This window comes from Ensifer sp. Root1252, from assembly GCF_001425885.1.
Classification (GTDB): domain Bacteria; phylum Pseudomonadota; class Alphaproteobacteria; order Rhizobiales; family Rhizobiaceae; genus Ensifer; species Ensifer canadensis.
Window position 1 is genome coordinate 15,528 of the sequence record NZ_LMDT01000003.1, and the last position, 18,153, is coordinate 33,680.

18 protein-coding genes are annotated in these 18,153 nt (G+C 62.0%); 8 read left to right on the top strand and 10 right to left on the bottom strand.

The genetic code is table 11. The features are described from left to right. Positions 1 to 85: 85 nt before the first annotated feature. The 4 genes from ASD02_RS05695 to ASD02_RS39140 all read right to left on the bottom strand — a co-directional run bounded on the left by ASD02_RS05695 (position 86) and on the right by ASD02_RS39140 (position 2,542). Complete coding sequence (locus ASD02_RS05695) at positions 86 to 1,318, bottom strand: type II toxin-antitoxin system HipA family toxin (protein WP_057220294.1); 1,233 nt, start codon at positions 1,316 to 1,318, stop codon at positions 86 to 88. Then, positions 1,318 to 1,695 (bottom strand): helix-turn-helix transcriptional regulator, encoded by a 378-nt coding sequence (locus tag ASD02_RS05700; RefSeq protein WP_057220295.1) that lies wholly within the window; start codon positions 1,693 to 1,695, stop codon positions 1,318 to 1,320. Before ASD02_RS05700 ends, ASD02_RS05695 begins: the two co-directional genes overlap by 1 nt. 161 nt (positions 1,696 to 1,856) lie before the next feature. Continuing rightward, the gene (locus ASD02_RS39135) at positions 1,857 to 2,009 is read right to left on the bottom strand and encodes a hypothetical protein (protein ID WP_200951657.1); all 153 of its coding nucleotides are present in this window, start codon (positions 2,007 to 2,009) and stop codon (positions 1,857 to 1,859) included. A 176-nt stretch (positions 2,010 to 2,185) separates the two neighbouring features. Beyond that, positions 2,186 to 2,542 carry a hypothetical protein gene (locus ASD02_RS39140; RefSeq protein WP_200951659.1) on the bottom strand — a complete coding sequence of 119 codons (357 nt, stop codon included), beginning with the start codon at positions 2,540 to 2,542 and terminating at the stop codon, positions 2,186 to 2,188. 94 nt (positions 2,543 to 2,636) lie between these two features. Between ASD02_RS39140 and ASD02_RS05710 the strand changes: the two genes are divergently transcribed. Next, on the top strand, positions 2,637 to 3,386 hold the full coding sequence (locus ASD02_RS05710) for an SDR family oxidoreductase (protein WP_057220297.1): 750 nt from the start codon (positions 2,637 to 2,639) through the stop codon (positions 3,384 to 3,386). 22 nt (positions 3,387 to 3,408) lie between these two features. Here the strand turns inward: ASD02_RS05710 and ASD02_RS05715 are convergent, their stop codons facing one another. Further along, positions 3,409 to 4,272: a LysR substrate-binding domain-containing protein gene (locus tag ASD02_RS05715; RefSeq protein ID WP_057220298.1), complete on the bottom strand. Its 864-nt coding sequence runs from the start codon at positions 4,270 to 4,272 to the stop codon at positions 3,409 to 3,411. 105 nt (positions 4,273 to 4,377) lie between these two features. Between ASD02_RS05715 and ASD02_RS05720 the strand changes: the two genes are divergently transcribed. Continuing rightward, on the top strand, positions 4,378 to 4,788 hold the full coding sequence (locus ASD02_RS05720; protein ID WP_057220377.1) for a 4-oxalocrotonate tautomerase family protein: 411 nt from the start codon (positions 4,378 to 4,380) through the stop codon (positions 4,786 to 4,788). Positions 4,789 to 4,859: 71 nt separating this feature from the next. Here the strand turns inward: ASD02_RS05720 and mmsB are convergent, their stop codons facing one another. From mmsB to ASD02_RS05740, 4 genes are all read right to left on the bottom strand, one after another. Then, a complete protein-coding gene (gene mmsB / locus ASD02_RS05725; RefSeq protein WP_057220299.1) occupies positions 4,860 to 5,756 on the bottom strand; it encodes a 3-hydroxyisobutyrate dehydrogenase in 897 nt (298 codons plus the stop codon). Between the two features lie 55 nt (positions 5,757 to 5,811). Continuing rightward, a complete protein-coding gene (locus ASD02_RS05730) occupies positions 5,812 to 6,876 on the bottom strand; it encodes an enoyl-CoA hydratase/isomerase family protein (protein WP_057220300.1) in 1,065 nt (354 codons plus the stop codon). 12 nt (positions 6,877 to 6,888) lie between these two features. Beyond that, positions 6,889 to 8,031, bottom strand: coding sequence for an isobutyryl-CoA dehydrogenase (locus ASD02_RS05735; RefSeq protein WP_025429054.1), 1,143 nt, complete (start codon positions 8,029 to 8,031; stop codon positions 6,889 to 6,891). A 122-nt stretch (positions 8,032 to 8,153) separates the two neighbouring features. Then, complete coding sequence (locus ASD02_RS05740) at positions 8,154 to 9,572, bottom strand: XRE family transcriptional regulator (protein WP_057218849.1); 1,419 nt, start codon at positions 9,570 to 9,572, stop codon at positions 8,154 to 8,156. A 141-nt stretch (positions 9,573 to 9,713) separates the two neighbouring features. Between ASD02_RS05740 and ASD02_RS05745 the strand changes: the two genes are divergently transcribed. From ASD02_RS05745 to ASD02_RS05770, 6 genes are all read left to right on the top strand, one after another. Then, entirely contained in the window at positions 9,714 to 11,246 is a 1,533-nt protein-coding gene (locus tag ASD02_RS05745) for an acyl-CoA carboxylase subunit beta (protein WP_057220301.1), read from the top strand. Positions 11,247 to 11,257: 11 nt separating this feature from the next. Next, complete coding sequence (locus ASD02_RS05750) at positions 11,258 to 11,548, top strand: hypothetical protein (RefSeq protein ID WP_025429057.1); 291 nt, start codon at positions 11,258 to 11,260, stop codon at positions 11,546 to 11,548. A gap of 21 nt (positions 11,549 to 11,569) precedes the next feature. Then, positions 11,570 to 13,582, top strand: coding sequence for an acetyl/propionyl/methylcrotonyl-CoA carboxylase subunit alpha (locus ASD02_RS05755; RefSeq protein ID WP_156408361.1), 2,013 nt, complete (start codon positions 11,570 to 11,572; stop codon positions 13,580 to 13,582). A gap of 179 nt (positions 13,583 to 13,761) precedes the next feature. Beyond that, complete coding sequence (gene scpA / locus ASD02_RS05760) at positions 13,762 to 15,900, top strand: methylmalonyl-CoA mutase (protein WP_057220303.1); 2,139 nt, start codon at positions 13,762 to 13,764, stop codon at positions 15,898 to 15,900. A 208-nt stretch (positions 15,901 to 16,108) separates the two neighbouring features. Then, the gene (locus ASD02_RS05765; protein ID WP_057204634.1) at positions 16,109 to 16,690 is read left to right on the top strand and encodes a VOC family protein; all 582 of its coding nucleotides are present in this window, start codon (positions 16,109 to 16,111) and stop codon (positions 16,688 to 16,690) included. A gap of 28 nt (positions 16,691 to 16,718) precedes the next feature. Next, on the top strand, positions 16,719 to 17,447 hold the full coding sequence (locus tag ASD02_RS05770; protein ID WP_057220304.1) for a glutathione S-transferase family protein: 729 nt from the start codon (positions 16,719 to 16,721) through the stop codon (positions 17,445 to 17,447). 46 nt (positions 17,448 to 17,493) lie between these two features. On the opposite strand, the gene ASD02_RS05775 is transcribed toward ASD02_RS05770, so the two are convergent. Beyond that, positions 17,494 to 18,126, bottom strand: coding sequence for a hypothetical protein (locus ASD02_RS05775; RefSeq protein ID WP_057218861.1), 633 nt, complete (start codon positions 18,124 to 18,126; stop codon positions 17,494 to 17,496). Positions 18,127 to 18,153: the final 27 nt, after the last annotated feature.

The window sequence follows — 18,153 nt, forward strand, 5'->3', positions numbered from 1 at the left end:
CTAATACAGATCATATTCTCACGGTTCACAGACGAAATATGTCATATATGACAAGATATCGGAAGATATCGCGCATATATGAAGCTTAAATAGCGAGCGCTATCTCAGTCTGGTCGTTCATGAAGGCCGGCTCATATTGCCGCGCCAAAGCCCCGGAGACGCCCACCTGTCGAAGTGCCTCACGCCATTCATCGGAAATACGCCGCGCTGTCTCGCGGATCATTTGGTGAGCGTCCTCTTCGGCGATCTCGAAGAACTCGCAGGCTTCCAACGCCAGACGGATCGACCGATCGTGCACGCCACCTTCCAGTATCGCCGTTTCGAGATGCGGATTGCGGTCAGGCGCGGGGTTCACATCGAAAACCGGAGACAATCGCCAGCGGCCGGCCCCCACATAGAGGAAGCCGTGATTCTTCAGATGGTCATCCTTGTTCGATACGAGGATGGTGAAGATCAGGCGCAGAAAGAGTTCGCGGAAATCGGCCTGCGGATCAGCGGCATTTGCCCGCATGAAGTCGATGATCTCCGAATAGGAACCGAGCTCTGTCCCGGTCTTCCCCAAAGCGGTGCGGGCCGAGATGTAGGGAATACGTCCTGTCCCGCGCCTGTCGAACCGCCGGATCAGAGCGACCGGGAATGGCGTGTCGGCGAGCTCCAGCCTGACTTCCGGAGTGCGGATGCCGCAGGCCCGGGCGAGGCGGAGGGTGGCGACCTCGACGCACTCGATCGGCTGTTGGTCATGAACCGAGGTGAACTTGGCGAGCCAGAGCGTCTCGCCATCCCGGACATTGGCCTTGGGCCGCGCGCCGCCCGAACCGCCCGCACCGGCGAGCGCCTGCATGTCCTCGGTGGATATCTCCTTGCCCTGCTCATAGGCCCGAGCGATGGCGGTGATAGCCTCCAGATCGACAAGGCGCGGCACTGTGTCGGCCGCGCCCCCCCGGAGGATTTCTCCCCTATCATCCACAAACCGCAGCGCGCCTTGTCGGCAGACATCATCGGAGAGCGTCAAATACCCGAATTCGGAAAGGCCGTTGCCATAGGTGCGTTCGAGAAGCCTGCGGCCCCAACTATCCGGCGCGGCGTCGGCGAAGACGCCCGCCAATGCGTCGCGCATGTTTCCGGGCTGACCAGATGTGTGAAATGGCCCAGCTTCAAGCGGAAAGGTTGGCTGCACGGCAAAGGCGCGGGGATTGTCGATCCAGGCGGGATCATAGGCAAAAGTCGAGAACTGCCGCGGCCCGGCCTGCGTGAAACGCAGCTGACCAACGGGTGTCAGGCTCTCGCCAAGAACGACATGGGCGTTGAAGTCGGGCATCAGAATGACGCGCCGTCCGGATCGACGGCATCCGGATCATCCTGTGCCGTTTTACCCTTGGCCTTCTGTCTGCGCAGTGCGGTCGCAAAAGACCGTCCGCGACGCGGCTGGCGTTCGGCGGTCAACGCTAGACCCAGATCATCCTTGCGGATGTCGACCAGGTCGGCCAGCCGGTCAACAAGACCAAGCACAACCAGGATATCGGCGAGCGTGCCGATTCCGACACCAGGATCCCCCTTCTCGAGGCGCGAGACGGTGCTCGGTGACGTGCCCGCACGCACCGCCAGATCGGCAACGGCGATGCCGCGCCGCAAACGAGCGCCCCGCACGTCGTGTCCAAGCCTTTCGAGGGCGGACTTTGTTTTCGGCGATCCCATAGCAACGATCCAGATACGATGATAAAATAGCAGTATCACATCATATATGACCAATTACTGAATTCAACAAGGTGCCGTGGCTCGGTTTGGCGGCCGACTAGGCGACGTGCTGACCCCTTCCACGTCGATGAGGCGGAGGTGAGGCGCCATGATTGACTGGCTTAGACATCAGGCAAGCATGCACGTCCCGCCTGGGACCAGTCAGGGCCAAATAAAACCCGGGGCCAGTCGCCGGCCACAATAAGCAGCATCGCCACGGCGACGATGATCTGCACGGTTCGCAACGTGATGTTTTGCAGGACAAGCTTGCCCACGAACGATCCGGCGAACGCGCAAACCGTACCTACTGCAACCGGCGCAAGCAGTTCCTGCTACTGAATAAGGTGCTCGGATAGGACGCCCGTCCCGTAGGTGATCAACCTGACTGCATCGACGATGACCGCCGAGACAACGCCCGTGGCGACGAACGCCTCCTTCGTCAGGTCGGCTTTCAGCAGAAAGCGGAACGTAGTGCCTCTTGATTGTCGGAGAGACCGCCGAAGACCCCCGACAGCACGCCTCCAAGTGGCAGCCGGTGCGACGGGAAAGCCAGTGTGTGGAGACGCGGCCACAGTTCCAGAATGCGGATACGACGATCAGCGCCCGATGACGGCCTTGACGACAGTGATTTCATAGGTCGATCGCCGAGCGTGTAGCTCGCAAGAGCCGGCATCTTGTCGGACCGGGTGAGCAGGCTTGCTTCGACAATGGCAGCGACGGCCGCCGGAAGACCGAACCGCGCCACGACCGGCCAACGCCCGCACCGCTCGATCGAGCACTGACCGGCGACGCACCTTGTCGCCGTCAAACCTCCAGGTTGGCTGACACGACAACACGCGCTAAACGTTGGATGTCGAGACATGGCGTTGTTTCGACCGCGATGACAAGTCACCGAGGTACATATGTTCGATCTCAACGGCAAATCAGCTCTCATCACCGGCGGTGGCCGCGGACTTGGCTTTGAGATGGCAAAGGCGCTTGCCAAGGCGGGCGCATCGGTGGCGATCAATGGCCGGAATCGCTCGGCATTGGAGGCGGCGCGCGGACAGGCCGCGAGTGAAGGCATCACGCTTGATACCGCGCCCGGCGACGTGGCGGCAGGTGTAGACGAGATACTGGCCGCGGCGACAGGCAGTACCGGAAGGCTAGATATTCTGATCCACGCCGTCGGTGAGCGCGACCGCCGCGGTACGCACGAGATGGATGCTGCCGGCTTTGCGGCCTTGATCAACACCGATCTGACTGCTGCCTACGGGATGGCGAAGGCAGCGCTGCCCTATCTCCGGCAATCGGACACCGGACGGCTGATCTTCGTCACCTCGATCGCGGCCTTTGCAGCCCGCGCCGGCGACCCTGCCTATACTGCGGCGAAGGGCGGGCTTGAAGCATTGACGCGATCGCTTGCGGTCGAACTCGGCTCGGACAGCCTGACGGTCAACGCGATCGCGCCCGGCTGGTTTGCAACGGAAACCAATGCCGCGCTTGCCGCCGATCCCGTGTTGCAGCAATTCGTTGATGTCCGCATCCCATTGAAGCGCTGGGGCCGGCCGGAGGAGATCGCACCTGCCGCCGTGTTCCTCGCGTCACCAGCCTCGAGCTTCGTCAACGGCATCACCTTGACGGTCGATGGCGGCATGACGGTTCAGATGTAAGCCGCGGCACTCGAAGCAACGATCAGGACGCAGAAACCGCTTTTGAAAGTCCGTCGCCAAGAAGGCTCGCCAGCGTGGTCGCGGCCTTTTCGGCGCCGGCTTTGAGACGCAGGCTGAACTCGGCATCGGGCAAGGCCGGCAGCGCCAACCCTTCGGGCGCAATCGCCACACCCTCGCCGACGAAGCGTTCGGTTCGCGCCGTCAGCGCGATGCCGCCGCGGACCGCGGCGCGAAGCCCGGAGAGGCTCGGGCTTGTCGCAGCTATCCGGTAGGGCCGGCCACTTCCCTCAAGCGCATCGACGGCGGCTGAGCGGAAGCCGCAGGGCGGATCGAGCACGGCAAGCGGCAATTCCTCGTCGACAGGCAGGACGTCCGGCGACGCTGATAGCCAGACCATCGGTTCGCGCAACACTGCGACTTCGTCGCTCGCCGCGCTTTGCCGCATGACGATCATCACGTCCACAGCGCCCTGATCATATTGGGCCACGAGCTCTTTCGAACGGCCGACCCGCAGATCCAACCGCACCCGCGGATGCGCGCGTGCAAACTGTTGCAACAGCGTCGGCAACGTGCTGTCGGCAAAATCCTGGGTGCAGCCGAGCGACACGCGGCCGTCGGTACGTGCCCCCTTGAGGCTGAGCCACGCGTCACGGTGAGCGTCGAGGATCTTGCAGGCATGCACGACCACATCTTCGCCGGCTGGCGTCAGCACCCGGCCGCGCCCGGACGGCGCCAGCAGCGCTTCACCGATCATGGCCTCCAGCCGCTGCATCTGGGCAGTGACCGCCGAAGGGGTTCGACCGACGACCGTGGCTGCATGAGCCAGCGAGCCGCTTTCGGCAAAGGCCAAGAATGTGCGCAACAGGTCAGGATCAAGCGTCTGCATAACTTCATGATAATCGAACTATTAATCAAAAACAATTCGATTTATTTTCACCAATGGAACTGCGAATTTGGCTTCAACACCAACCGACACTTGAAGGAGCCAACCATGCCTATCATCAATGTCACCGTCACCGGTAAGGCCGACCCTGCCCTGTCCCAGCGCATCGCCGCCGTCGTCAGCGAGTTGACGGCCACGCATTTGCGCAAGGATCCGACGATTACGGCCATCGTCGTCAACTATGCCGATCCGCTTCACTGGTTCGCCGGCGGCCGCTCGCTTGCAGAACAGGGCGCCAACAGCTTCTGGCTTGATATCAAGGTTGTGGACGGCACCAACACCAAGCAGGAGATGGCAAGCTACCTTCAAGCGGTCTTCGCCGGTTTTCAGCAGTTGCTCGGCAACGTGCATCCGGAAAGCTATATCCTCGTGCACGAAGTCTCGGCTGCCGCCTATGGTTTCGAAGGCAAGACGCAGGAGTTTCGCTACATCAGCAACCAGCTCAAAGCGGCAGTTTAGGCGCAACGTCTGGGATGGCCAAAAGTATACGGCGTCGGCTCACATCGACGCCGTATACCGGTTACACCCGGTCAGCCGGGCTTTGCTTCCTCATTGCCGCGCAGCAGATGAATGAGCGCGGAAAAGTCTTCGCCACCATGGCCGAGTTTCTCGAACATGGAATAAAGCTGCGCTGCCTGGGCGCCCATCGGCGTCGAGGCGCCGCTTGTGCTTGCCGCCTGCTGCGACAGCTTCAGATCCTTCAGCATCAGGCTTGCTGCAAAACCGGGCTTATAGTCGTTGTTGGCAGGTGATGTCGGCACCGGCCCTGGTACCGGGCAATAGGTCGTCAGCGACCAGCATTGACCGGACGAAGTCGACGCAACATCGAACAATGCCTGATGCGACAGACCGAGGCGCTCGGCGAGCACAAAGGCCTCGCAGACGCCGGCCATGGAAATGCCGAGGATCATGTTGTTGCAGATCTTTGCCGCCTGGCCCGCACCGACGTCACCGCAATGAACGATCTTCTTGCCCATGGCGTCGAGCAGCGGCTTGCCGCGGGAAAAGGCATCATCCGTACCGCCGACCATGAAGGTGAGCGTGCCGGCGGCGGCCCCGCCGGTGCCACCCGAAACGGGCGCGTCCAGCGACAGGCATCCGGCCTTGTCGGCAAGCGCATGCGCCTTGCGGGCGCTGTCGACGTCGATGGTCGAACTATCGATCAGCAAAGTGCCGGGGTCGACGAAGCCGAGCAGTTCATCCCAGACATAGAGCACATGCGCGCCAGCCGGCAGCATGGTGATGACGCATTCCGCCTCGCGCACCGCATGCGTGATCGAACCTGCAACCGAAACACCCGTCTTTGCCGCAGCGTTGCGCGATGCCTCCGACAGATCGAAGCCGGTCACCGCGTGGCCGGCCTTCACCAGATTGGCGGCCATTGGGCCGCCCATGTTGCCAAGCCCGATAAAGGCGATCGTCGTCATCTTCACTCCTCCTGAATTGCAATTCGACCGACGCCAACCGGAGCGACTGGCTCCCTCAGGCGACAAACAATGGCAGGTGATCTCGGTTCGTAAATTGCGCGCGCTTCTCTTCCGTCACATCGGAAAGGCCCACCGACCATCTCGGGTTGCGGTCCTTGTCGATGACGGCGGCACGTACGCCCTCATAGAAATCGGGATTGGAGAGCATGCCGAGCGTGGCCGAGTATTCCCGCTCGAGGCATTCATTGAGCGAGGCGCTCTTGCGTCCGGCACGCAGGAGATCGAGCGTTAGTGCCATGCTCAGCGCCGAACGCGAGCGAAGCAGCGCCAGCGTTTCCCTGCCGAAGTCACTGTCTTCCGCCTCGAGCGCGGCAAGGATCTCCTCGACCGTATCGAAGGCGAAACACCGGTCGATTGCCTTGAGATGCGCCGCGAGCGCAGATGGCGGAACCTGCTCGGCCACCCCTTGAATTGCGGCATCGACATCCGCGGCCTTGGCTGAAGGCGGCAGCGCGGCAAGGGTCGAGAACAGCTCGTCGAGCTTGGCGGTCGGCACATAATGGTCGGCAAGGCGCGCATGGATTGCATCAGTGGCGCCGATGTCGCGGCCGGTAAGCCCGAGATAGGTGCCGAATTCGCCGGGCGCGTGCGGCAGCAGCCAGGTGGCGCCGACATCCGGGAAATAGCCGATGCCAGTTTCCGGCATGGCAAGCCGGGTGCGCTCGGTGACGACACGGTGGCTGCCATGTGCCGAGATGCCGACACCGCCGCCCATGACGATGCCGTCCATGATGGCAACGTAGGGCTTCGGGTAAGCGGAAATCCGGCTGTTGACGATGAATTCCTCGCGCCAGAACTGTGCGCCTTCGGCCGGCCGCTCGCGCCCGCTCTCATAGATCATGCGGATGTCGCCGCCGGCGCAAAGCCCGCGTTCGCCTTCGCCGGTCACCATCACGGCCGCGACAGAAGGATCGCTCTCGAACTCGGTCAGCGCTTCGGCGATCAACCGGATCATCGGAACGTTGAGGCTGTTCAACGCCTTCATGCGATTGAGCCGGATGCGGCCGATTGCGCCCTGGCGTTCGACGATGACTTCCGGTGCTACCGCCTGCATTTCCATGAAAAGCCCTTCCTATTTCCGGCCGAAGATCGAGCGCGCCACGATAAGCCGCATGATCTCGTTGGTACCCTCGAGTATCTGGTGCACTCTCAGGTCCCTGACAATCTTCTCGACGCCGTAGTCGGCGAGATAACCATAGCCGCCATGGAGCTGCAGCGCGTCGTTGGCGACGGCAAAGCAGCGATCGGTGACGAAGCGTTTGGCCATGGCGCAAAGTTTCGTCGCCTCGGGGTCTCCAGCATCAAGTGCCGAGGCCGCGCGCCAGAGGAAGGTACGGGCGATTTCGAGATCGGTTGCCATATCGGCGAGGCGAAACTGCAGTGCCTGGAACTCGCCGATCGCCTTGCCGAAGGCGCGACGTTCCTGGACATAGGCGAGTGCCCGGTCGAAGGCGGCCTGCGCACCGCCGAGCGAGGCTGCGGCAATGTTCAGCCGGCCGCCGTCAAGCCCGCCCATAGCGATCTTGAAGCCGTCGCCCTCGGCACCGAGGCGGTTTTCAGCGGGGATCCGCACGCCGTCGAGCATCACGGCGCGGGTGGGCTGCACATGCCAACCCATCTTCTTCTCGTTCGCGCCGAAGGTGAGGCCGGCCGCATCCTTTTCCACCACGAAGGTGGAGATGCCCTTCGGCCCGTCCTCGCCGGTTCTCGCCATGATCACATAGAGGCCGGACACACCGGCACCGGAGATGAACTGCTTCTGGCCGGTCAGCACGTAGCTGTCACCGTCCTTGACAGCCTTGGTCTTGAGTGCTGCCGCATCCGAACCGGATCCCGGCTCGGTCAGGCAGTAGCTCGCCAGCGTCTCCATGGTCAGCAACTTCGGCAGCAACCGATGGCGCTGCTCGTCGGTGCCATAGCGGTCGATCATGCCGGCGCACATGTTGTGAATGGAAACGAAGGAGGCAACCGCCGGGCAGCCGGTTGCCAGTGCTTCGATGATGATGGCGGCGTCGAGCCGTGTCAGGCCGGTGCCGCCGACATCGTCGCTGATATAGATGCCTGCCATGCCGAGGGCGGCTGCGGCCTGCAGCTTATCGACCGGGAAATGCTTTTCCTGATCCCACTCAATGGCGTGAGGCGCCAATTCGTCGCGAGCGAAGTCGAGTGCCATCTGGCGGATGGCTTCCTGTTCCTCTGACAGGTGAAAATCCATATGCATGTCCTCCCTGACCGCATATTGAACGATTGGGGCTAGTTACACCAAATTCCGTACAGGCACAGGTGCAACTTCTCACAGGTTCTGTTCAAAAACGAACAGATCCCTGCCAAAGTCCATTAGCTTTCACTCAGACGATACGGCAGAGCGCCGCGCAAGTCATGGTCGACGATCAGTCTTCGCTTCAATGGTGGTACGGCGCGGCTGGCGCATTTCGTGCGCTCGCAGATTCGGCAGGATATGCCGATCGGATCGAACGCCGCGCGGTTGCCGAGATCGAGATCGTCGGCATAGACGAAGGCGTCAGCATAGGAGATCTCGCAACCGAGCGCCAAGGCGTAACGCGGCTGTGCGGCGCGGAAGCCGCCACCACCCTTGGTGATCTGCGTTGCAAGGCAAAGGTAGCGCACACCATCAGGCGTCTCAGCGAGCTGACGAATGATGCGGCCGGGCGTCTCAAACGCCTGATGCACGTTCCAGAGCGGACATGCTGCACCGAAACGGGCAAACTGCAGCTTGGCCGCACTATGGCGCTTGGTGATGTTGCCGGCCCGATCGATGCGGGCAAAGAAGATCGGCACGCCCTTCTGGCCCGGACGCTGCAGCGTCGACAGCCGATGACAGACCTGCTCGAGCGACGCACCGAAACGCGCCGCCAGCAGCTCGACGTCGTGCCGGAGCTCGCGCGCCGCCTTGTGAAAGGCCTGGTAAGGCAGGATCAGCGCACCGGCGAAATAGTTTTGCAGCCCAATGCGACAGATCTCGTAGGCTTCCTCCGTGCGGAAACCGGCGCCGCCGGCCACCCGGTCGATCTCTTCTCGGGCGTGCAACTGAGCGATCTGTAGTGCAATCTGGAAATCGCGTGTCGCGGCCGGGGCATAGGGGTTCAGCGTCAACAGACGGGCACGCGGATCGTAGCGCCGGATCGCCTCGTCGCCGGCCGCACCCCGCAAGACACGCACGCCGTGGCGCTGCTCGAGATAGGCGGCCAATGCTGCATGGTTGTCGCCCTCACCGAGCCCGAGTTCGCCTGCAAGTCGCTCGGCGAGAACGTCGATGTCGTGGATATAGTTGTCGACGAAGTGGAAGAAGTCGCGAACTTCTTCATAGGGCGTCGTCTCCACCGAAGACCCGCCGCGGCCGATGGTATCGTCGATGCTGGCCAGTTGCTCGCTGTTGCGGCGATAGGCCTGGTGACAACTGATCAGCGCATGCGCTAGCCCCGGCGCATTCTGGGTGATCAGCTTCAATTCCTGCAGGCTCGGCGAATAGGTCTCGAACAGCGGATCGCTGAGCGCTTCCGACAGGGCAGACAGCAGCCTGTCGCCCTCCCCGGTCGAAAGTTCGGCAATATCGATCTGAAACTTTTCGGCAAGGGCCAGAAGAACGGAAGCCGATACGGGCCGCTGGTTGTTCTCTATCTGATTGAGGTAGCTGGTGGAGATGCCGATGCGCTCGGCGAATTGCCCCTGCGTCGCCCGGTTTGCATCCCGAAGTTCCCTGACCTTGCGGCCGATATAGAGTTTGCCGATCGCCATGTTCGCAACTTTGCAATTTACATTTCGCAATATTCTCTATTTCACATTTGCACATGAACGGGCGTTTTACCATCCGTCCTTCGAGGCTATTGCGAAGCGACAAACGCCTCTGCACAATCACGGAAAAACCGGGAGGGAATTATGCGCGCCATACTTGAACAGGTCGAAGCTCGCCGGGCGGAGGCAAGAGCCGGCGGCGGCCAGCGGCGCATCGACGCCCAGCACGGCAAAGGTAAGCTGACGGCACGCGAGCGCATCGAGGTTCTGCTCGATGAAGATTCCTTTGAAGAATACGACATGTATGTCACGCATCGCTGCGTCGACTTCGGCATGGACAGCCAGAAGGTGGCCGGCGACGGTGTCGTCACCGGCTGGGGAACGGTCAATGGCCGGCAGGTCTATGTGTTCTCCCAGGACTTCACGGTGCTCGGCGGCTCGCTGTCGGAAACCCACGCGCAGAAGATCTGCAAGATCATGGATATGGCAGTCAGGAACGGCGCGCCGGTCATCGGCCTCAACGATTCAGGCGGTGCGCGCATCCAGGAAGGCGTCGCCTCACTTGCAGGTTATGCCGAGGTCTTTCGCCGCAATGCCGAGGCATCGGGCGTTATCCCGCAGATCTCGGTGATCATGGGCCCCTGCGCCGGCGGCGCCGTCTATTCGCCGGCAATGACCGACTTCATCTTCATGGTGCGTGACTCATCCTACATGTTCGTCACCGGCCCCGACGTGGTGAAGACCGTCACCAACGAAATCGTCACCGCCGAAGAGCTTGGCGGCGCCGGCACGCACACGAAAAAATCCTCCGTCGCCGACGCGGCCTACGAAAACGACATCGAGACGCTTGAGCATGTGCGCCTGCTCTTCGATTTCCTGCCGCTCAACAATCGCGAGAAGCCACCGGTCCGGCCATTCCACGACGATCCGTCGCGGCTGGAACGCAGGCTGGACAGTCTCATCCCCGACAGCGCGGCAAAACCCTACGATATGAAGGAACTCATCCTTGCGCTTGCCGACGAGGGCGATTTCTTCGAGCTGCAGCAGAGTTTCGCCCGCAACATCATCACCGGCTTCATTCGGATGGAAGGCCAGACCGTCGGCGTCGTCGCAAACCAGCCGATGGTCCTTGCCGGCTGCCTCGATATAGATAGTTCGCGCAAGGCGGCCCGGTTCGTCCGGTTCTGTGACGCCTTCTCGATCCCGATCCTGACCCTCGTCGATGTGCCGGGCTTCCTGCCGGGCACCGCCCAGGAATATGGCGGCGTCATCAAGCATGGCGCCAAACTGCTTTTCGCCTACAGTCAGGCAACCGTACCGATGGTGACGCTGATCACGCGCAAGGCCTATGGCGGCGCCTATGACGTCATGGCCTCCAAGCATATCGGCGCCGACGTCAACTATGCCTGGCCGACCGCCGAGATCGCGGTGATGGGCGCCAAGGGCGCGACCGAAATCCTCTACCGCTCCGAACTCGGCGACGCCGAGAAGATCGCGGCGCGTACGAAGGAATACGAAGAGCGCTTCGCCAATCCGTTCGTCGCCGCAGAACGTGGTTTCATCGATGAAGTGATCATGCCGCACTCTTCGCGCCGCCGCATCGCCCGCGCCTTTGCCTCGCTTCGCAACAAGCAGGTCGATGTCCGCTGGCGCAAGCATGACACGATCCCGTTATGATGGAGGCAATCATGGAGCCGGAACGCGAACGCATCATGACACCGGAAGAGGCCCGCCGCGACCATCGCGAGATGCTGCGCTACCTGGCCGTCAACGCGCTCTATGGCCTTGCGACCGGCGCGACCGTCGCTGGCGTGCTGATCTGGCTCAACATCGGCGCGGTCGGCACCCATATCGCCCGCTCCACCAGCCCCATCCTCGCCACGGCCATGGTTGTCGTGCCGTTTGCGCTGCTCTTCGGCGGCGCCGTTGCGGCATCGTCGATCGCGCTCCTGCCCTATCGGCGCAAATTCAAACGCTGACGCGACACCAAGGATTTGAAAGTGAAACGCATGTTCAAGAAGATCCTCATCGCCAACCGTGGCGAAATCGCCTGCCGCGTCATCAGAACCGCGAAGAAACTCGGCATCGCCACCGTCGCCGTCTATTCCGACGCCGATCGCGATGCCATGCATGTGCGCATGGCGGATGAGGCCGTGCATATCGGCCCCTCGCCCTCGGCGCAGTCCTATATCGTCATCGACAAGATTATCGATGCTATCCGCAAGACCGGCGCCGATGCGGTTCATCCCGGCTACGGCTTCCTGTCGGAAAATGCCGCCTTCGCCGAAGCGCTCGAAAAGGAAGGCGTTGCCTTCATCGGCCCGCCGGTTGGCGCAATCCGGGCGATGGGCGACAAGATCACCTCGAAGAAGCTTGCGGCCGAAGCCGGCGTCTCCACCGTTCCCGGTCACATGGGCTTGATTGCGGATGCCGATGAGGCCGTGAAGATCTCCGGATCGATCGGCTATCCCGTGATGATCAAGGCGTCGGCCGGCGGCGGCGGCAAGGGCATGCGCATCGCCTGGAACGACCAGGAAGCACGCGAAGGCTTCCAGTCCTCGAAGAACGAGGCGAAGAACTCGTTCGGCGACGACCGGATTTTCATCGAAAAATTCGTGACCGAACCGCGCCATATCGAAATCCAGGTGCTCGGTGACAAGCACGGCAACACGCTCTATCTCGGCGAGCGCGAATGCTCGATCCAGCGCCGCAACCAGAAGGTCATTGAGGAAGCCCCCTCGCCGTTCCTGGATGCCGCCACCCGCAAGGCCATGGGCGAACAGGCGGTGGCGCTGTCAAAGGCCGTCGGCTATCATTCGGCCGGCACGGTCGAGTTCATCGTCGATGGCAATCGCAACTTCTATTTCCTTGAGATGAACACCCGCCTGCAGGTGGAACACCCGGTCACCGAACTCGTGACCGGCCTCGATCTTGTCGAGCAGATGATCCGTGTTGCGGCTGGCGAGAAGCTCACCTTCGGCCAGGCGGATGTGAAGCTCAATGGTTGGGCGGTTGAGAGCCGACTCTATGCCGAAGACCCCTATCGCAACTTCCTGCCCTCGATCGGCAGGCTGACGCGGTATCGCCCGCCTGTGGAAGGTGCAAACGACGACGGCACAGTGATCCGCAACGACACCGGCGTCTTCGAGGGTGGCGAGATCTCGATGTATTATGATCCGATGATCGCCAAGCTCTGCACCTGGGGACCGGACCGCCTGACGGCCGTCGAGGCCATGGCGGAAGCGCTCGACCAGTTCGAGGTCGAAGGCATCGGTCACAACCTGCCATTCCTGTCCGCCGTGATGCAGCAGCAGCGCTTTCGCGACGGCCGCCTGACGACCGCCTATATCGCCGAGGAGTTTGCCGACGGTTTCCATGGCGTGACGCCGGACGAAGCATCGGCGCGCAAGCTGGCGGCGATCGCCGTCTCGATCAACCAGGTCCTGCAGGAACGTGCCAGCCAGATTTCCGGCACGATCGGCAACCATCGTCGCATCGTCGGCTACGATTGGGTGGTCAATCTTGCCGACATGGACTTTGCGTTGACGTCAGGCGCTTCGGCCGATGGCGCCTATGTCCGCTTTGAAGACGGCACGTCCGCCTCAATTGCCGGCGACTGGACGCCGGGCCGCACGCTCGCCACCTTCAACATCGACAATCAGCCGATGAGCGTGAAGGTGGAACTGACGGGTACGGCGATCAGGCTGCGCTGGCGCGGCATCGACGTGATTGCCCGGGTCAGGAGCCCGCGTGTCGCCGAGCTCGCCAAACTGATGCCGAAGAAGCTGCCGCCGGACACCTCCAGGATGCTGCTCTGCCCGATGCCCGGCGTCATCACCTCGGTCACGGTCAGGGCCGGCGATACCGTGGAAGCGGGCCAGTCGCTGGCGATTGTTGAAGCGATGAAGATGGAGAACATCTTGCGCGCCGAGAAGCGCGCCACCGTCAAGCGCGTGGCCGTTATCGCCGGCGCAAGCCTCGCGGTCGACGAATTGATCATGGAATTCGAATGATGGTTGCTGTGCAATTACGTCTTCACCCTCATTCCTGTGCTTGTCGCGGGAATCCAGCAGCGCCGCTTCTGCTGCGCACGAAATCCGTTCTTGCACGCGAGAGACATCGCGTGACTGTATCCCTGTGACAGGCACAGGGATGAGGTCCGAAAGGTGCCCTTTGGGCCAAGGAGTTACCGATGAGCGATAAGACCGTGAAAGATTGGGAAACCCTCGCCGAGCGCGAACTCAAGACGGCGCCGGGAAATCTTGCCTGGCAGACGCCGGAAGGCATCGCCGTCAAGCCGCTCTATACCGCTGACGATCTCGATGGCATCGGCCATCTCGGCTCATTGCCCGGCTTCGCGCCATTCCTGCGCGGCCCGCGCGCGACGATGTATGCAGGTCGGCCCTGGACGATCCGGCAATATGCGGGATTCTCGACGGCAGAAGCCTCGAACGCCTTTTACCGCAAGAACCTCGCCGCCGGTCAGAAGGGCCTTTCGGTTGCATTCGACCTTGCCACCCACCGCGGTTACGACAGCGATCATCCGCGCGTCGAGGGCGATGTCGGCAAGGCGGGGGTGGCGATCGACAGCGTCGAGGACATGAAGATCCTGTTCGATGGCATTCCGCTGGAGGAAATGTCGGTGTCGATGACCATGAACGGTGCTGTGATCCCGATCCTCGCCTCCTTCATCGTCGCCGGCGAGGAACAGGGCGTTTCACGCGACAAGCTGTCGGGGACCATCCAGAACGACATCCTCAAGGAGTTCATGGTCCGCAACACCTATATCTACCCTCCGGAACCCTCGATGCGCATCGTTGCCGATATCATCGAGTATACGGCAAAGGAGATGCCGAAGTTCAACTCGATCTCGATCTCGGGCTATCACATGCAGGAGGCGGGCGCGACGCTGGTGCAGGAGCTCGCCTTCACGCTCGCCGATGGCCGCGAATACGTGCGCGCCGCCCTTGCCAAGGGCCTGAACGTCGACGAGTTCGCCGGTCGCCTCTCCTTCTTCTTCGCCATCGGCATGAACTTCTTCATGGAGGCCGCCAAGCTTCGCGCAGCGCGGCTGCTGTGGACGCGGATCATGACGGAGTTCGAGCCGAAGAAGCCGTCGTCGCTGATGTTGCGCACCCATTGCCAGACATCAGGCGTCTCGCTGCAGGAGCAGGACCCCTACAACAACATTATCCGCACCGCCTTCGAGGCGATGTCGGCAGCCCTTGGCGGCACCCAGTCGCTGCACACCAATTCCTTCGACGAGGCGATTGCGCTGCCGACAGAGTTTTCGGCGCGCATCGCCCGCAATACCCAGCTGATCCTGCAACATGAGACGGGCGTCACCAAGGTCGTCGATCCGCTGGCGGGCTCCTATTACGTCGAGAGCCTCACCAACGAGCTGGCGGAAAAAGCCTGGGCGCTGATCGAAGAGATCGAGGCGATGGGCGGCATGACCGAGGCGGTCAATGCCGGACTGCCGAAACGGCTGATTGAAGAGGCGGCCACCCGCCGGCAGGCGGCGGTCGACAAGGGCGAAGAAGTGATCGTCGGCGTCAACAAATACCGTCTCGACAACGAAGAGCCGATCGACATCCTGGAGATCGACAATACCGCCGTGCGTGCCGCCCAGATCCGCCGGATCGAGGAAACCAAGCGTCGGCGCAATTCGCAGGATGTGGCAAAGACACTGGCCACTATTACCGAATTTGCCCGCACCGGCGACGGCAATCTGTTGGCCGCCGCGGTCGAGGCGGCCCGTGCCCGGGCAACCGTCGGCGAGATCTCTGACGCGATGCGCGCGGCCTTCGGCGACCATGCCGCAACGCCCAAGGTGGTCAGCAAGATCTATGGCAAGGCCTATGAGGGTGAGCCCGAACTGGCCGTGCTCACCGAACGGCTGGGCGAGGTCTCGGACAAGCTCGGCCGCAAGCCGAAGATCATGGTGGCAAAGCTCGGCCAAGATGGCCACGACCGGGGGGCCAAGGTGATCGCTTCGGCCTTTGGCGATATCGGCTTCGACGTTCTGGCCGGCCCGCTGTTCCAGACCCCCGAAGAGGCGGCCGACATGGCGTTTGCCAGCAAGGTCAACGTCATCGGCGTGTCATCGCTTGCCGCCGGCCACAAGACCCTGATGCCGCAGCTTGCCGATGCGCTGAAAAAGCGCGGCGGCGAGGATATCATCGTCATCTGCGGCGGCGTCATCCCGCGGCAGGATTACGAGTATCTGATGGATAACGGCGTGTCCGCCGTCTTCGGCCCCGGCACGAACGTCCTTGATGCCGCCCGCGCGGTGCTCGACCTGATCGAAGGCAAGCGTCGAAACATTTGAAGCCTGACTGCACCGGGATTCCACCGGTGCCTGCTTCAAAGGACGGGCGCGACTGCGCACAATAGCAGTCCATCCAGTCCGCTCCGGTGTTCGACAAGCAAGAGCCGAAGTCGAAACGGGTGTAACATTGCTGTCTGGAACCCGAGCGGCGCGCACAATTGTCCAAGGACCGTTTTTCCGCCGGGGTTCAATCTGCGGGAGGACGGCAATGCGCAAACTTCAATCGCAAGGGGTCCATCACATCACGCTCGTCGGCGCGAACCGCCAGACGTCGATCGACTTCTGGGAGGGCGTGCTCGGCATGCCCTTCATCTTCGAGCAACCGAACCTCGACAGGGCGGCGGAAAGCCATCTTTATTTCGATCCGGGCGATGGCCGCCTGATCACCGTCTTCACCGACGAGGCCCGCAAGCCCGATCCCGATCGGACATCGACGGATATCGGCTGCGTGCATCACATCGCTTTCGCCGTCTCGCGCGCGACGTTCCAGCAAGCGGTCGACCGTCTCAACGAGCGGGAGATCCGCCATAGCGGCGTCAAGGATCGCGGCTTTATGGATTCGATCTATTTCGAGGACCCACTTGGCCTGTTGATCGAGCTTGCGTCCTATCGGTTCGAACCGCCGGCCGGCCACACTCATGCCGAGGTGCTGATGGAAGCGCACCGGATTCGCGTCGCCCGCAGCGAATACGCCATCGCCGAGGAGCATCTCGCCGATGCCATCGAGGCCCTGGTCGAGCGAACCCGGCCTTCATTGTCAACCGATCGGGTGCCCAGGAATCCGTACTGAGCACCCCCGCGAAAAGGGAGGAACACTCGTGTCTGCAATCAAACTCAATGTCATCAAGCCCAGCGTCAACAACCTGACGGCCCGCGTGTTCGTTCGCGCCGCAGGTCTCGATTTCAGCGAGCATGACGTTTATGGGCTTACGCGCTCGGCCGAGTATATGGCGAGGGCGCCTTCGCACCTGACGCCGATGATCGAAACGGCGGATTTGCCCAAGGGCGTACTGTGGGAAAGCTGCGCGATCATGCAGTATCTCTGCAACAAGCACGGGCTCAACGACTTTTATCCGAAGGATCCCGAGGCGCGCGCAATGATCGACAGCGCCATGTTCTACCTGATCGGCACCTTCTATCCCTATCTCGCGCGCGCCACTTATCCGGTGCTCAAGTTCCCACAATATCCAGGCGAAGTCGGCTATAGTGATGCAGACGCCGCCACCAAGGAACATGCGCGCAAGCAAGCTGCGGAGGCGCTGGCCGAACCGCTCGAAGTCTTCCACACGTTCTATATGGGCGAGAAACCCTTCATCGGTGGCACCAAACCGTCGATTGCCGACATGAGGCTTGCAGCGACGCTCGAGTTCCTCGCGGTAATCGACTATTCCCTGCCGGCCTGGGCGGCAACCTATATGGCGGCGATCGAGAAATCGCTCGGCAACGCCTACTCCGAACCCGCCGCCGATGTTCGCGGCTATATCGACTACGTGAGAGCCCAGAGGCAAGAGGAACTGACAGGAAATAAACGTGATCGAATAGAATGAGTGAGAGCGGATGCGGGAGAAGAACCGCAATGGCCGCATCGGCCGTTCATTGAACAAGAAGCGCTATGCCGGTCGCGCCGAGCGCCAATGTCCAGAGACGATCGAAGTTGATCCACGCTGAGCGCAGGGCCGCAAGCCCCAGCCACTCGAAGACGGCGAGCGCGACCGCCGCGATGACCGCGAGCATGACGCCGCTATGCACCGCAAGGGCGGCAAGCGCGACCGGGAGTGAGCTCGCCATTGGCATTGCGAGGTCGCCGGAGCGATCGGCCAGACAGATGCTGAGCATTGCAGGCACCAGCATCAACCCCGCCCCGTGGCTCGTTGCCATCAGGAAGGACCAGAACGCAAGGCCGGCCATGCCGGTTCGCATTCCCACTCTGACGCGTTGGCGGTGTCCGTAAACGGCGCCGTAGGCGGCAAGGCCAAGTATGAGCGAGGCGGCGGCAAGCCTGAAGCTGTCCAGATCCAGGGCTGCGCCGAATGCGATGACCACCACCAACACGGTCGCGATGGAAATCGCATGGCCAATCGCAATGGGAACAAGGGACAACCAGACGGTCCGCCGGCTCTGGCGGTGAAGCCCCAGCGCCACGGCGAAGAGCCAGCCCATCGCCGGATTGAGACCGTGAAAGGCGCCGAGGCCGGCAAGTGAAAGCCATGGCCAGAAGGTCGTCATTCGCCATGGTAGGGCCGCACGCCCGCA

Excerpts from the sequence above, each read along its gene's own strand:
- ASD02_RS05695 (WP_057220294.1), bottom strand. The coding sequence starts at position 1,318 with ATGCCCGACTTCAACGCCCATGTCGTTCTTGGCGAGAGCCTGACACCC.
- ASD02_RS05700 (WP_057220295.1), bottom strand. The coding sequence starts at position 1,695 with ATGGGATCGCCGAAAACAAAGTCCGCCCTCGAAAGGCTTGGACACGAC.
- ASD02_RS05710 (WP_057220297.1), top strand. The coding sequence starts at position 2,637 with ATGTTCGATCTCAACGGCAAATCAGCTCTCATCACCGGCGGTGGCCGC.
- ASD02_RS05715 (WP_057220298.1), bottom strand. The coding sequence starts at position 4,272 with ATGCAGACGCTTGATCCTGACCTGTTGCGCACATTCTTGGCCTTTGCC.
- ASD02_RS05720 (WP_057220377.1), top strand. The coding sequence starts at position 4,378 with ATGCCTATCATCAATGTCACCGTCACCGGTAAGGCCGACCCTGCCCTG.
- mmsB (WP_057220299.1), bottom strand. The coding sequence starts at position 5,756 with ATGACGACGATCGCCTTTATCGGGCTTGGCAACATGGGCGGCCCAATG.
- ASD02_RS05730 (WP_057220300.1), bottom strand. The coding sequence starts at position 6,876 with ATGGAAATGCAGGCGGTAGCACCGGAAGTCATCGTCGAACGCCAGGGC.
- ASD02_RS05735 (WP_025429054.1), bottom strand. The coding sequence starts at position 8,031 with ATGGATTTTCACCTGTCAGAGGAACAGGAAGCCATCCGCCAGATGGCA.
- ASD02_RS05740 (WP_057218849.1), bottom strand. The coding sequence starts at position 9,572 with ATGGCGATCGGCAAACTCTATATCGGCCGCAAGGTCAGGGAACTTCGG.
- ASD02_RS05745 (WP_057220301.1), top strand. The coding sequence starts at position 9,714 with ATGCGCGCCATACTTGAACAGGTCGAAGCTCGCCGGGCGGAGGCAAGA.
- ASD02_RS05750 (WP_025429057.1), top strand. The coding sequence starts at position 11,258 with ATGGAGCCGGAACGCGAACGCATCATGACACCGGAAGAGGCCCGCCGC.
- scpA (WP_057220303.1), top strand. The coding sequence starts at position 13,762 with ATGAGCGATAAGACCGTGAAAGATTGGGAAACCCTCGCCGAGCGCGAA.
- ASD02_RS05765 (WP_057204634.1), top strand. The coding sequence starts at position 16,109 with ATGCGCAAACTTCAATCGCAAGGGGTCCATCACATCACGCTCGTCGGC.
- ASD02_RS05775 (WP_057218861.1), bottom strand. The coding sequence starts at position 18,126 with ATGACGACCTTCTGGCCATGGCTTTCACTTGCCGGCCTCGGCGCCTTT.